Raw genomic sequence first — 13515 nt, 5'->3', positions numbered from 1 at the left:
ATTAATCGATATCCGAGGTTTTCAGAAGTTCATCAAAGTACGAAATGGTCTTAACCAGTCCTTCCTTCAGCTCAATGCTCGGCTGCCAATCAAGTTCACTTTTGGCCAGCGAGATGTCCGGTTGTCTTTGCTTCGGGTCGTCCTGAGGTAAAGGCTTGAAAATCAAGCTTGAGCTGGAGCCGGTCAGTTCGATAACGGTTTCTGCCAACTCCCGAATGGTAAACTCATTCGGATTCCCGAGATTGACCGGCCCGGTAAGCTCCTCAGGTGAGTTCATAAGCCGGACAAACCCTTCAATGAGATCATCGCAATAGCAAAAACTCCGGGTCTGCTGTCCCTCTCCGTAAATGGTGATGTCTTCGCCCCGGAGGGCCTGCACAACAAAGTTACTCACCACTCGACCGTCATTCGGGTGCATACGAGGGCCGTACGTATTGAAAATCCTGGCAACCTTGATCGAAAGGTTGTGCTGACGAAAGTAATCAAAAAACAGCGTTTCGGCACATCGCTTTCCCTCGTCGTAACACGAACGTATCCCAATAGGATTTACCTTGCCCCAATAACTCTCCGGTTGGGGATGAACCTCAGGATCGCCATAAACCTCACTGGTCGATGCCTGGAAAATACGCGCTCCCAGACGTTTCGCCAGCCCCAGCATATTGATTGCACCGTGAACACTGGTTTTGGTTGTCTGTACCGGATCGTGCTGGTAATGAACAGGAGATGCAGGGCACGCAAGGTTGTAAATCTGATCAACCTCTACATAGAGCGGAAACGTAACATCGTGCCGCATCACTTCGAAATACGGGTTGTGCATCAGATGCGCGATATTGCGTTTTCGGCCGGTGAAGAAGTTATCCACACACAGAACGTCATGTCCCTCAGAGAGCAGACGCTCACAGAGGTGGGAACCCAGAAAGCCGGCACCTCCCGTAACCAGAATTCGCATATCACATCCCTTTCTTTAAAAATCGAAAATATAACCCACCCAACACATGGGTAAGTGTGTAAACGTAGGCCGTCACCAGAGACCGACCGGGAAACTCCCTGTGCACCCTCAAAACCTTCTTCATCATCATGATTTTGGAGCCGGAAATCTGACCTTCGCTTTTCCGATAGCACAACAGCGGCGCTTTCAGCTTCTTGCAATGGTCAACTAACTGGAGAATCCGAAGCCAGCAGTGGTAATCCTCTACCGCCTTATAAGCGGCATCCTCACAAAAGGGAGTCTTCAGCAAAAGTGCCTTTGAAACAAGCACACTTGAGGTAGGGATCTGAGCCCTGACCGACTGGCGCCAATAGGTAATGTTCTCGCTCTTTATGTTGCTTACTGGCTCGAACCGAAGTGTAGTCTCGTCTGCAAAATCCACCATACCGCTGCAAACAAACGCGTTTGATACATCATCAACAGCAGCGAGCTGAATTTTAAGCTTCTCCGGATGCCAGATATCATCTGAATCAAGGAACGCCACCAAATCCGCCCTGGCCGACCTAATGCCCACATTCCGCGGCCCCGCAGGGCCACCAAAATTCTTCTCAAGGGCTATCAGACGAATGCGGGAATCCGATTCAGCGAAGGCACTGACTTTGTCACGGGTATCGTCCGTCGAGCAGTCATCAACGACGATTAATTCCCAATCCGGTTCGGTCTGCCTGAGAACAGAGGCGATTGTAGCCTCGATATATTGGCTGGCATTGTAGGCGGGCATAACGATGGATACCCTGGGGTGATCATGATTCATCCGGCCCGATCTCCTCTGGCAAATTTCGCCCTGAAGCCATCGATCCATTTCAGGCCGGCTCGCCTGTTAATTTCAAAAGGAACACCCACTTCCAGAGGAGGCTGATAATCGGCCAGTCCTGCCCAATCTGCACGTTCCAGTGCTCCCAACACACCATCCTCAGCGGTTTCAGTCTCCGAAAACTCAGGGTCGTCCGGACGGATTCGCCCTTCACTTAGCATTCGAATCAATACCTCAGCGCTGGCCCCTTTAAAATAGCGATATTTTGTAGTTTCGACGGCTTTGACGTAGGAAACAAACTGCGGGAACCGGTGCGACCGGACATACAGAAAGCGCAGGGTTTTGCGCCGAACCAGCTCCGGATCAAGGTTCAACTCCCCCCTGCCATCACGCAATTCCTCTCGGGACCGGAACACATGCACGAAACCAGCCTCCTGATACGTCGATGGTCCCAGGCATACCACCTGCTTACCGCAGGCTCCCGCCTCCACCGCCGAACTGCCGCCGTTTAGTACAACAATATCTGCCTGCTGAATCAGGTCGTAGGTGTTTGCTTTCTCCTCACTACGAATACAGTGAATTCCCCGTCGGCCTGCCCATTCAGTGTAGAGGTTCAGCGACCGGCTGCCTTGTACACTGCCAATTGTCTCCGCCCAGTTTGGATGACAGCGAAGCACCACCTGAGAAGGATCAATACTGAAAGCTTCGAAAAAATCATCCAGCGCCTCAGTGTTGTCAGCCCATTCCGTACGCCATTCATCGTGGCCGGCGAACTCGTTCTTGCTGCTAGGCAACACAAGCACTCTCTTACCCGCCGTCTTCAGTGGCCAGGGCACAGGGTCGGGGTTCTTATTATAAAGCCTCCACTCCAGAGAGTTCCGCTGCAAAAAGCGGTCACCAATCAACTTGCCAGCGTACGCTGCCTGGGAAGCCGTCAGAGGCTTGTCGTCAAACTCTTTGACCAACTCGCCCAGAGCTTTCAGAGAAAGGCAATTGCCATTGGGGATTAACTGAATACCATCCCCGAACCAGGTTCTTTCATGGGTGATGTAAGGTATATCAAGCTGTTCACAGGCGTAGGTAACCGCTCGAGGAAGATCCATACGACCATTAAAACAGATCACCCCCTCTATACCTTCCTCGACGATCCAATTTCGAGCACTTTGGTAGACCTGGCTTATGGGGCCTGCAAGACGTTTTCGTATTTCACGAACGCTCGGTTCGTCCCATTCACGCTCTGATTCGGTTCGAGTCAATGTTGCAGAGCTCGAGAGGGCAAGCGTTTCCAGATCATACTCAGGGAGCCCGGAATGGTTTTTACTGATTGCCGTGACGCCATCGGATCGGTAACTGCGAACGCCGCCAACGATACATTGAGCACATTCCCGCAATCTTGAACGCCCCCGAAGCTCGCGTATATAACAGGTATCTACTGCCGAATCACAGGTGAGAAAGACAACCTCGTGTCCGTCATCCTCCAGAAGCTGAGCCAGGAACTCCAAGTGCTCGACATGAGGTCGGAACGAAAATAAATTTGTAAGCCCTATCTTCATGAAAGCCTTTTTTTGATGAACTGTCTCATTAGAGTGAGAATGAGGCTGGCACCAGCTAAAAAGAGGCCGAGCCAAACCGATATCACGAAACCGGGAATGTTAGTTGGCACGATCAGGAAAGATAGAAACCAGAACGACACCCCAAAAACGAGCACATAGGCGACGAACAGACTGGAAGACCGCTCAAGCTGGCCAACCAGATAACCCGCAACTGCACCCAAACAGAATCCGATACCGAGGACCCCGAAAAAACCTGCATCATTCAATAGTGCCGCAGGACCGGGCACCCAGAACCCACTGAAAGCACTGGGGGGAGCCTCTACTCCAAAGCGTGAAAAAACCAGAGAGAATAGACCTTGTGGCGTTATCCACCCGCCCTGCCAGCCGAATTGAACAATCTCTTCCGTCAGCCAGGTACCGTGGATTCCATACAGGATCACAAGATTCAGATAATTTATCACGTCTTTCAACGGGCCCGATTCGACGCCAAAATCACAGTCAAGCGCCATACCGCCCGTCAAGTGTTTACAGATATTCAGAAAATAGGCGAACGAGTCTCCACTGCCAAACGTGTTGCTGCGAAGCCAGAAAATAAAACCAAAAGCAGCAATGACACTGACCAACAAAAAGAACATACGCCCGGCCGTAAAAAAAGCCGGCTTAACGGGTTTGCCGAGCATAGTGCGAACCACCAGGGTACCAGCGCACAGTGACAGAGTAATGAGAATGGCCGTTCTGCCACCAGAAAGGTAAGAGATAGCACCTAGCTGCACTGCAGCCAACACAACCACCCAAAGATGCGCCCAGCTTCCCCGCTCTTCCCAGAAAAGGACTGAACGGATCAAAGGAAACAGGTAGCAGTAGAGGAAAAAGTTCCCGAAAACACTGAAGAATGAGCTATCAAATTCTCCTTCATTTAAAAGCTCCCTGGCTCTTGCGGAACCAACGGAAAAATAATCTATGCCACGTAGAAAATACCGATCATAAAAAAGCGCAAAAATTGCCAGGGCGCCCAATAACAGGATGACCAGGTCCCACTTGAAGTCCACCTCAAACACAGCGGCTTTTGCAGGGGCATGGCGGGCGGGAAACATTGAAATAACAACCCCGAAACCGAGAGAGAAGATGAGGCACCAGACCAACATAAGCCCCAGATAGCCCCAGAAAAAGCTCTCGAAAACCACGGCTGAATACGCAAATGCAAACGTCACCAGAGCTACCGGCAAGAAAAACCATGCGTGGTTCGAACGAATTGCCATATTAGAAAACAATACCCTGGTTTGATTCACCTGGTCATAAAGGCTGATTTAATCTCCAGCCAAAGCAGTAATTAGGCAAAAATTTACTGACCAGTCCTTATTGCTTCACCGCAAAATAAAAAACGGGCCCACACTCCGTGCGAAAGCCCGTCTGACTGGAGATTGGCGTTAGTCTACGCCAAGAGATCGATTTTTTCAGTAACCATCCAGTAACCTGAAAGCAGGAGAAACCCACATTGCCTCACGACCTTAGCCTTACTGCCAGCTATGCCTTACTCACATCCAGCTCCGCCAGTACTTTCGTGCATACATCTTTTAAACAGGCCCGCCAATTTCCTGCCATAATCCCCGCCCTGGATGCGAGAAAGCTACCATCCAGCACAGAATACTCCGGCCTTTTTGCAGGTGTTGGGTATTCAGAGGACGGAATTGCCATAATCGCAGGCTCCGAAAATTTATTTGAGACTTCAGCGCAGGTGGCAAAGATGGCCGAAGCGAACTCATACCAGCTGCAGGAGTCGCCACCGCTAAAGTGGTAAACACCATTTGCGGGTTGATCCAATCCCAGCGAAACCAGGGCAGATGCGAGGTCGCCAGCGTAGGTGGGTGTGCCAATCTGATCATCCACAATCGAGAGGCTCTCGCGCTCACGCCCGAGCTTAACCATTGTCTTTAAGAAATTGTTTCCATATTCGCTGAAAACCCAGGCCGTACGCACGATAATGTGTCTTTGCGCCCGCCCAGCCTCTCTTTCTCCTGCCAACTTACTCTCACCGTAAGTTCCCATCGGGTTGACTGAATCCGTCTCTTTATAGGGCGTTCTTGATGAGCCGTCGAAAACGTAATCTGTTGAAACATGGATCAAAATGGCGCCAGCAGCGTTTGAAGCATCCGCCAGATTGCCAACAGCTTGAGCGTTCACCTGAAAAGCCAACTCGGCTTCTTCCTCAGCTCGATCTACTGCAGTGTAGGCTGCAGCATTGATTATTATGTCGGGTTTTTTTACGTCCACGAACCGGTCCACTGCGGCCCGATCAGTAATATCAAGTTCCTTATGGCCTACCGCAATCACTTCATGACCCGATCCGGCAAGAACGCCTTGCAGGCATTTGCCTAGCTGACCACTCGCCCCCGTAACCATCACCCTCATAAGCCAGAGAACTCCCTGAAGCTCGGCGCTGAAGCGTCCTTATCCGACAATTTGATATTGAGCCCATCCGGCCAATCAATTCCCAAGTCCGGGTCATCCCAGGCAATCGAGCCTTCGTCTGAGGGGTCGTAATAATCTGTGCACTTGTATTCAAAGTCGGCCATGTCACTGACGACAACAAAGCCATGAGCGAAGCCGGGAGGTACCCAGAATTGGCGTTTATTATCTCCACTCAAGTAAACACCCTCCCACCGACCGAAGGTTGGCGAATCACGCCTTAGATCCACAGCAACATCGAAGACTTCGCCACTCACAACGCGTACCAGCTTCCCTTGAGGCTTTTCGATCTGAAAGTGCAGACCTCGTAACACGCCCTGGCCAGATCGAGAATGGTTATCCTGCACAAACGGCAAGCAAATGTTCGCCTCACTCGCGTACCTTTCCGCTTGAAACGTTTCCAGAAAAAAGCCTCTATGGTCTCCAAACACCCGAGGCTCAATCACCACACAATCCTTAAGGGTTGTCGGAACAACCTTCATACCTGCTCCTCAGCCAATCTCATTAAATACTGCCCGTAACCGGTCTTGGCAAGCTGCTGACCCTTTTCGGCAAGCCAATCCTGGGTTACCCAACCGTTCCGGAAGGCAATTTCCTCAAGACAGGCAATTTTTAATCCCTGGCGATGCTCGACCGTTTGAACGAAATGGCCCGCCTCAATGAGCGAGTCGTGTGTTCCGGTGTCCAACCAGGCGAACCCTCGTCCAAGCAAACTCACATTCAAATCACCACGCTTGAGGTAGGCATTATTTACATCGGTTATCTCAAGTTCGCCACGCTTTGAAGGCTGAATTTGTTTAGCGATATTCACTACATCGTTGTCGTAGAAATACAAACCAGTCACGGCGTATTGTGACTTGGGGCGTTCGGGCTTTTCTTCAATCGACAGCGCCTTTCCCTCCCCATCGAACTCAACAACCCCGAAACGCTCGGGATCCGTCACATGATAACCGAACACAGTGGCCCCGGTTTCACGACCAACTGCCTCACGTAGCATCTGACTGAAACCGTATCCATGGAAAATGTTATCCCCCAAAATCAAGCACACACTATCATCGCCAATAAACTCTTCGCCAATGATAAACGCCTGAGCAAGGCCATCCGGTGAAGGTTGTGGTGCGTAGCTCAGCTTGATACCAAAGTCGGATCCATCCCCAAGCAATTTGGAAAAGCTGGGCAGATCCTCCGGGGTGGAAATTACAAGTATTTCTCTAATTCCGGCCAACATCAGAACCGACAGGGGATAATAAACCATCGGCTTATCGTAGACCGGCAGCAACTGTTTGGAGACACCACGAGTGATAGGATGAAGCCGCGTGCCAGAACCGCCAGCAAGAATAATACCCTTCATGCGTTTTCCCCCAAACGATCCAGTTGATACTCCCCGCTCAACACTCGCTGCCACCACTCCGGGTTATCCAGATACCACTGGACCGTCTTACGAATTCCCGTGTCAAAAGACTCTTGGGGTAACCAACCCAACTCTCGTTCTATTTTACTGGCGTCAATCGCATACCGTACGTCGTGTCCGGGCCTGTCCTTAACAAACGTAATTAACTCTCGGTAGTGGGCTACCGTAGAAGCAGGCTGCCATCTCAGGTGCGGATAGGTACCCGGTGGAGACATTTCTTGCAAAAGATCACATATGGTTTCCACCACTTCGAGATTCGTTTTCTCATTGTGGCCACCAATATTGTAGGTCTCTCCTACCCGGCCCTCGGTAGCCACGCGCAGCAACGCACGCGCATGATCTTCCACGTACAGCCAATCACGAATCTGAGAGCCATCGCCATATACCGGCAAAGGTTTGCCCGATAAGGCATTCAAGATCATGTGGGGTACAAGTTTTTCAGGAAAGTGATAAGGCCCATAATTGTTGGAGCAGTTGGTGATCACAACGGGTAGACCATAGGTTCTATTCCAAGCCCTCACCAGGTGATCGGAACTAGCTTTGGACGCCGAATAGGGCGAACTCGGCGCATAGGCCGTTGTTTCAGTGAACAGGTCATCTGTACCCCCCAGATCTCCATAAACTTCATCTGTCGAAATATGGTGAAACCGGAACACCGATTGTTCGGATTTATCCAGAGTCAACCAATACCGACGAGCTGCTTCTAGTAGGGTATAAGTCCCTACGATATTGGTCTGGATGAAATCTGATGGGCCATCGATCGAGCGATCAACATGACTTTCCGCCGCTAGATGCATAATGTGGGTTGGCTGAAACTCAGAGAACGCGCGATCCAATGCCGAGGCATTCGCAATATCATCCTGAAAAAAGGAGTAGCGAAGCGACCCAGACACCCTATCAAGGGAATCCAAGTTTCCTGCATAGGTAAGTTTATCGAAATTAGCCACATTGTAATCAGTGGTCTTAACAATATATCGAACCAAGGCCGAACCAATAAAGCCCGCGCCACCTGTGACCAGAATACGATTAGACATAAATAATAGTTAACTTATTTAGTTGGATACCAGTGGGTTAAAAGCTCTTCGTACTCTCCCAGAACCTGCCCCCAAGTAAAACGATCTTTGAACCTTGTGCGACTCGCAGCCCTCATCTTTAACGTGATGTCTTCAGCCGGAAGCAGCCTATCGAGAATTTCACAGAAGTCCGCCTCATCCCTAAAGTAGGCAGCATCAGGTCCCGCTACCCACCTATTGAAGTGGTTATCGTGAGCGATAACCGCACAACCCGCTCCCAACGCCTCAACGAGGGATGGATTAGTGCCGCCTACTCTATGACCATGAAAATAAAAACGAGAGTAAAAGCGCAGGGATTGAACTGCGGCTGTATCATAGATTGCGCCTGGGAAAATAACTTCATCAGAAGCGGAATCTATAACTGAGCGGTGATAACTATTTCTTTCAATATCAAAGTTCCCAAGAACCATAAGTTTGTGGTTCCTCTGCTTACGGCTAAAAGCTCGAACCATCTGCAGAAATGAATTTTCTGGCTCAGGACGCGCAATTATTACTGAAAACTGGCCCGGAACTAAATTATACTCATCCAGCAGCGATGCATCAGCATTACAAACCTCATCGCCGCCATATGGAATCATAGTTATTTTTTCAGCCTTCACACGAGTTGAGAGATGATCCTTAATCTTCGGATGGTCGGCAATCAAATGACTGCCAAACCAACAGCCAAAACGTTCATTAAGCCAGAACCAAATCCTGGCAACTATGCCCCATTTCTCCCGCCGCCATTCAATACCATCCATATTAATAAGATTAACTTGGCTTTTCATGCGTTGAAGCAAGCTAAAACATGCCGTGTTGTAACCGAGAGTGAGCAACAAGCCGCTTTGGTTCAACGAGTGAACTATTGATTTCCAATCAAAAATAACTGTACCAAAAGATCCGGAAAATGAAACTGGAATGTGCACACGATTAACTCCATTCCAGATGGATTCATAGATTTCGCCCTTACCGCTTTCCTGGCAGTAAACTGTCACTTTCCAACCTCTCTCAATGAGATAGAGTGAAAGCTTTTCTGCGAATGTTTCGAAACCACCATGCTGAGCTGGAACGCCCCTAATTCCAAGCAACGCGATTTCCTTCATTTTTGGTTCCTTATAAAACTCAGGTTTGAAGATTCTCTAAATGCAGAAAAAAACAAAATTATGCACAACATAAAAAGCTGGTGCTTCTGAAAATTTGAATTTGTTATTGATGAAACAAAAAGTACGCTCAAAGAAAAATAAACGGTAAACTTGTAAGACCAAAAAGCAAAGTGAGATCTAGAGAGCTTAATCGTCGAACAAAAAACATAAACGACAAAAGCAGGCCAGACCAAAACCCCAAAAAAACCATAACTTACCAAAAAACCAAAATAATCGCTATGAGGATCTAACAAGATTGGAACATCATATATTTGATATCGAAGAACATTGAACATGAGATTGCCCGCGCCTAAAACGTTTTCGCTAAAAATCTCTATAGATGAAACCCATAATGTTCCTCTAGTCACAAGAGACGACATGGCTTCATGGCCAAAATATTTATACATAATGTCAAAATATGCCACGACGAAATAAATACAAAAAGTCAACGGCACTAAAATTAATAGCACACTAGCAACGAACCTCAAATTAACACTACCTCGATCAGCGCAAAGCAAAACGCTGTAGAACGTCAAACCAACAAAAATTGAAAAAAGCGCAACCCTAGTCCCTGACAACAAAATACAAATTAGCGCCAAAATGACTGACGCGTAGATAATAATCTTTACTTCTTTCTTAAGCCGCTTAGCACATAACAGCAAATATACTGAAATCAGCACCAATGCATTGGCAAAGACGTTTACTCCATAATTTCCACTGCTTAACCTAGCGTTGCTTTGGCTCACGCTGTATATAACTGATTCAATACACAAAAATGCTAGACCGACCACAACACCTAGTACAAAGTATTGGAAATGTCGTCTAAAATCGAAGACAATAGAAAACAACAAACCGTAATAAAAATAACGAATTTGATAGGTACCCGAAAGAAAAAGCCCAAAGAGATCTGGGCTATCGAAATATCTTATGGATGATATTAAATAGACGATAAAGACAATCAGAGTTACAAAAACAAAAAGCAAGTCATTTGATTCAAATTTCAATGACGACGAAAGTCTAAAGATGTGAAAAGCAAGCGCCATAAAGTACACATCAATATGCGAGATCACCGAATAGTCCGCAGTAATCACTTCTGAGCTTGGCCCCATGGGGAATGAAGGAAATATATCATTGACCAAATTGGGAAGAAAAATTACCACAATCGGCAGACAAAAAACCCATAGTTTTAAAGAGATTAACGACACAAAAAGCAATCCCAAGAAAACAAAGAGCGACATTAAAACCAACGGTGCTATTGACGCGACGGAATCAGAATAAACACCCCCCACTGCCAATATAACTGAGAATATCAGCCAATAAAGAAACAAACATGCGTAGAATGAAAAAAATCTCATTCTAACCTTATATAAACTATTCACAGATATCGTCTTACGCCGTGATCTTCCATGAAAGAAAAGATGTCCATCTCAACGCCATTCACGGATATAGATAGTGCACACAAAGGTAAGTAAACGCATTTAACATCAGGAAAAATCTTCGAAATATTTATTAGCGCAGAACTATGGAAACTTACAACGGTGCCAAAGCTCGTTAAAGATAACAACCGTTCAGCAGGCATTGACTGTAACTCTTCGCTCAACTGGATCATACCAGCATATGAAGCGTTGGCATCGTGGTGGGCTTTATAATAGACCTTTTGGTTAGGTTTTTTTTGTGAAAGCCAATGCTCCAAGTACTCCCTCTTTTCTGTTGAATCGATATTTAAAGGTTGATCTAAAAACAAAATCTCAGAGCAATATCGCTTAGGTCGGCCAAACTCAATAGGAATATTTACTTTTTTCAAGCATCCCAATTTACTCTTAAAAACAAGCTTTCCAGGTCGCGAAGAGAGAGTACTTGCCACACTGCAAACATCGATACCCGTTATGTGCCCCGAGTAGGGCTTGAAAGGCAGAGCAACTAACCAGGACATTATCTTCTTTGAAAGGGATATATCCCAGCGTTCGCTCACAGCATCATAATAATTAGCAATTCCCTCTTCATATATATTGACCGTGTGACATCGATTGCTCCTAGCGGGATAATTACTTGCAAAATGACACATATGAGGGATATAAAGATTTATCTTGCAACCCGTCAAAAACCAAAACCATAGCCTTAAAGAATAAAAGATCATACTTAGCATTTTATTATTGAAGGGCGATATTTTTCTCCAAGAATTTGGCTTTCCTGGATACTCTTTTGTGAAATAACAGAACACAGGTCCTTCAAGGTTATTAACGAACCCTTCTGAAAATAGCGCATGATATGGAGTAAAGCCAACAACGAGATTTATGGTTTTCAAATCCATCCCAAAACAGGAAACAAATGACTTTTGAATCAATTTATTTATTACAACAATTGAACTTCACGCAGACTGAAGTCAATCCTAGCCCAGTGCAAAATAAATTTTATACACTTCAACACCCTGAAACGAGAATGAGGTTAGGCTTTATAATTAATATCTCAGACTGAAATCTAACGACTTCGTCTAGCAACTCCTGAGATAAAAGTATCCCGCTAAAGATCCAAGACCCCCCTTAATACTGGTGAATCTTTTTTTACGGGTTGATTTACTGGTTTTCCGAGTATCAAATCATAGTACTTTGGTTGCAATCCATAACCAGGTCTTACACTGCGTATACAATCTTCCGTAACTATATCACCTGCACTCAGATTTTTGACAAAGTACAATGAACGCCTAAATTGAACATTTCCTTGTTCACTGGATTTTTGGCCATAATCAACACTTCCCAAAGCCTTCCAGGCGGTTTTGCTATCTCGACAAAGCGCCGCCAAGTCAGCAGGCTCCAGTGAGAAACTGTCATCGGGGCCGCCACCATTCCTGTCCAACGTGAAATGCTTTTCAATCAGCGAAGCACCCAGCACAACACTTGCGATAGCCGTTGTGTTATCAATGGTGTGGTCTGACAACCCAGTGACCAGGCCAAATCGTTCGATCATATCCGGAATGGTTCGTAGGTTGTAATCCTCAGCAGGTGCCGGATATCCACTCACACAATGCAATATCGCCAACTGCTGGCAACCGCCATCGCGCGCTGCAGCGATCGCTTCTGCGATCTCTTCCGCATCGGCCATACCGGTTGAAATAATCATGGGTTTTCCAGTGGAGGCAACGTAACGGATCAGCGGCAGGTCGACCGCTTCGAACGAGGCTATCTTATAGGCCGGTGCGTTCAGATCTTCAAGCAAATCCACAGCGGTATTGTCAAAGGGTGAGCTAAAAATCGGAATACCCACCTCGCGAGCATGTTCGAATAACGGTTTGTGCCACTCCCATGGCATATGAGCCTCTTCGTATAGCTCATACAGTGTTCGGCCATCCCAGAGTCCGCCCTTGATCCGAAACTCCTCTGCATCAGAATCAAGAGTGATTGTATCGGGCCGATAGGTTTGAAGTTTTACGGCATCTGCGCCTGCGTTTTTTGCTTCCTCAATAATACGCATCGCGGTTTCAAGCTTACCGTTATGGTTTGCAGAGAGTTCGGCGATTATATAAGGAGGATGATTTCGCCCAATCTTACGGCCAGCAATGCAAATTTCCTGAGTCATAGTCAGCCTCCTACCATACGAATAAGTTTCTCTTGCATTTTTGGGCGTTGATCTGCCCACTCTTCTGCCATCATTCCAAGCCGGTAGATATCAACGTACTTGTCGCCGCGCTTGTATTGATCTCTCAGAATACCTTCCACTTTGAATCCGAACTTTTCATGAAGCTTGATGACCGGCGTGTTGAAGGCAAGCACTTCGCAGCAAAGCTTATGAAGCTTGAGCTCATCGAACGCATGATTCAACGCTAGCAACTCCATTCGACTACCCGTACCCCGCGGGGCTGAGGGTGAAGCGTAAAACGCCCAGAATGAATTGACGTTAGACTGATCAATACCGGTGAAGCCCACAACGCCCAGCGGTTGTCCATTTTGCTCGTACATGAAATATCGCTGGGTGTCAGACGCCTGAACCTTTGCCCACCATGCCCGATGTTCCTCCATGGTTATCTCATGCGTTGTATACATGTTATCCCGGACGGACGGCTCATTACGCCAAGAAAGCATTAACTCCAGTTCAGTTTCATGTATCGGCCTGAGAGCGCCAAATTGGTCCGGCAGTTCAGTCATTGTCTTACGC

13 protein-coding genes are annotated in these 13515 nt (G+C 47.3%); all 13 read right to left on the bottom strand.

From position 1 onward, the window contains the following. Position 1: 1 nt before the first annotated feature. Positions 2-949 carry a UDP-glucuronic acid decarboxylase family protein gene (locus tag WA411_RS11595; RefSeq protein WP_291905906.1) on the bottom strand — a complete coding sequence of 316 codons (948 nt, stop codon included), beginning with the start codon at positions 947-949 and terminating at the stop codon, positions 2-4. A 1-nt stretch (position 950) separates the two neighbouring features. Further along, positions 951-1742: a glycosyltransferase family 2 protein gene (locus WA411_RS11590; protein WP_291905908.1), complete on the bottom strand. Its 792-nt coding sequence runs from the start codon at positions 1740-1742 to the stop codon at positions 951-953. After that, positions 1739-3295 (bottom strand): capsule biosynthesis protein, encoded by a 1557-nt coding sequence (locus WA411_RS11585; RefSeq protein WP_291905910.1) that lies wholly within the window; start codon positions 3293-3295, stop codon positions 1739-1741. The genes WA411_RS11590 and WA411_RS11585 overlap by 4 nt, the downstream gene beginning before the upstream one ends. Further along, on the bottom strand, positions 3292-4554 hold the full coding sequence (locus WA411_RS11580) for a hypothetical protein (RefSeq protein WP_291905912.1): 1263 nt from the start codon (positions 4552-4554) through the stop codon (positions 3292-3294). Before WA411_RS11580 ends, WA411_RS11585 begins: the two co-directional genes overlap by 4 nt. Before the next feature lie 265 nt (positions 4555-4819). Next, complete coding sequence (gene rfbD / locus WA411_RS11575) at positions 4820-5704, bottom strand: dTDP-4-dehydrorhamnose reductase (protein WP_291905913.1); 885 nt, start codon at positions 5702-5704, stop codon at positions 4820-4822. After that, complete coding sequence (rfbC, locus tag WA411_RS11570; RefSeq protein ID WP_291905915.1) at positions 5701-6243, bottom strand: dTDP-4-dehydrorhamnose 3,5-epimerase; 543 nt, start codon at positions 6241-6243, stop codon at positions 5701-5703. The genes rfbD and rfbC overlap by 4 nt, the downstream gene beginning before the upstream one ends. Further along, complete coding sequence (gene rfbA, locus WA411_RS11565) at positions 6240-7112, bottom strand: glucose-1-phosphate thymidylyltransferase RfbA (RefSeq protein WP_291905917.1); 873 nt, start codon at positions 7110-7112, stop codon at positions 6240-6242. The genes rfbC and rfbA overlap by 4 nt, the downstream gene beginning before the upstream one ends. Then, a complete protein-coding gene (gene rfbB, locus WA411_RS11560) occupies positions 7109-8206 on the bottom strand; it encodes a dTDP-glucose 4,6-dehydratase (protein WP_291905919.1) in 1098 nt (365 codons plus the stop codon). Before rfbB ends, rfbA begins: the two co-directional genes overlap by 4 nt. A gap of 14 nt (positions 8207-8220) precedes the next feature. Next, on the bottom strand, positions 8221-9327 hold the full coding sequence (locus WA411_RS11555; RefSeq protein WP_291905921.1) for a DUF1972 domain-containing protein: 1107 nt from the start codon (positions 9325-9327) through the stop codon (positions 8221-8223). Then, positions 9324-10571 (bottom strand): O-antigen ligase family protein, encoded by a 1248-nt coding sequence (locus WA411_RS11550; protein ID WP_291905923.1) that lies wholly within the window; start codon positions 10569-10571, stop codon positions 9324-9326. Before WA411_RS11550 ends, WA411_RS11555 begins: the two co-directional genes overlap by 4 nt. A gap of 170 nt (positions 10572-10741) precedes the next feature. After that, positions 10742-11677, bottom strand: a complete 936-nt coding sequence (locus WA411_RS11545) for a polysialyltransferase family glycosyltransferase (RefSeq protein WP_291905925.1) — start codon at positions 11675-11677, stop codon at positions 10742-10744. Between the two features lie 209 nt (positions 11678-11886). Continuing rightward, positions 11887-12939 (bottom strand): pseudaminic acid synthase, encoded by a 1053-nt coding sequence (gene pseI, locus WA411_RS11540; RefSeq protein ID WP_291905927.1) that lies wholly within the window; start codon positions 12937-12939, stop codon positions 11887-11889. Positions 12940-12941: 2 nt separating this feature from the next. Then, the gene (gene pseH / locus WA411_RS11535; protein WP_291905929.1) at positions 12942-13505 is read right to left on the bottom strand and encodes a UDP-4-amino-4,6-dideoxy-N-acetyl-beta-L-altrosamine N-acetyltransferase; all 564 of its coding nucleotides are present in this window, start codon (positions 13503-13505) and stop codon (positions 12942-12944) included. Between the last annotated feature and the right edge of the window lie 10 nt (positions 13506-13515).

The organism is Marinobacter sp. CH_CUG1437-1 (genome assembly GCF_037029655.1).
Lineage (GTDB): Bacteria > Pseudomonadota > Gammaproteobacteria > Pseudomonadales > Oleiphilaceae > Marinobacter > Marinobacter salsuginis.
This window is presented reverse-complemented; position numbering and strand designations above follow the sequence as displayed.

Excerpts from the sequence above, each read along its gene's own strand:
- WA411_RS11595 (WP_291905906.1), bottom strand. The coding sequence starts at position 949 with ATGCGAATTCTGGTTACGGGAGGTGCCGGCTTTCTGGGTTCCCACCTC.
- WA411_RS11590 (WP_291905908.1), bottom strand. The coding sequence starts at position 1,742 with ATGAATCATGATCACCCCAGGGTATCCATCGTTATGCCCGCCTACAAT.
- WA411_RS11585 (WP_291905910.1), bottom strand. The coding sequence starts at position 3,295 with ATGAAGATAGGGCTTACAAATTTATTTTCGTTCCGACCTCATGTCGAG.
- WA411_RS11580 (WP_291905912.1), bottom strand. The coding sequence starts at position 4,554 with ATGGCAATTCGTTCGAACCACGCATGGTTTTTCTTGCCGGTAGCTCTG.
- rfbD (WP_291905913.1), bottom strand. The coding sequence starts at position 5,704 with ATGAGGGTGATGGTTACGGGGGCGAGTGGTCAGCTAGGCAAATGCCTG.
- rfbC (WP_291905915.1), bottom strand. The coding sequence starts at position 6,243 with ATGAAGGTTGTTCCGACAACCCTTAAGGATTGTGTGGTGATTGAGCCT.
- rfbA (WP_291905917.1), bottom strand. The coding sequence starts at position 7,112 with ATGAAGGGTATTATTCTTGCTGGCGGTTCTGGCACGCGGCTTCATCCT.
- rfbB (WP_291905919.1), bottom strand. The coding sequence starts at position 8,206 with ATGTCTAATCGTATTCTGGTCACAGGTGGCGCGGGCTTTATTGGTTCG.
- WA411_RS11555 (WP_291905921.1), bottom strand. The coding sequence starts at position 9,327 with ATGAAGGAAATCGCGTTGCTTGGAATTAGGGGCGTTCCAGCTCAGCAT.
- WA411_RS11545 (WP_291905925.1), bottom strand. The coding sequence starts at position 11,677 with ATGGATTTGAAAACCATAAATCTCGTTGTTGGCTTTACTCCATATCAT.
- pseI (WP_291905927.1), bottom strand. The coding sequence starts at position 12,939 with ATGACTCAGGAAATTTGCATTGCTGGCCGTAAGATTGGGCGAAATCAT.
- pseH (WP_291905929.1), bottom strand. The coding sequence starts at position 13,505 with ATGACTGAACTGCCGGACCAATTTGGCGCTCTCAGGCCGATACATGAA.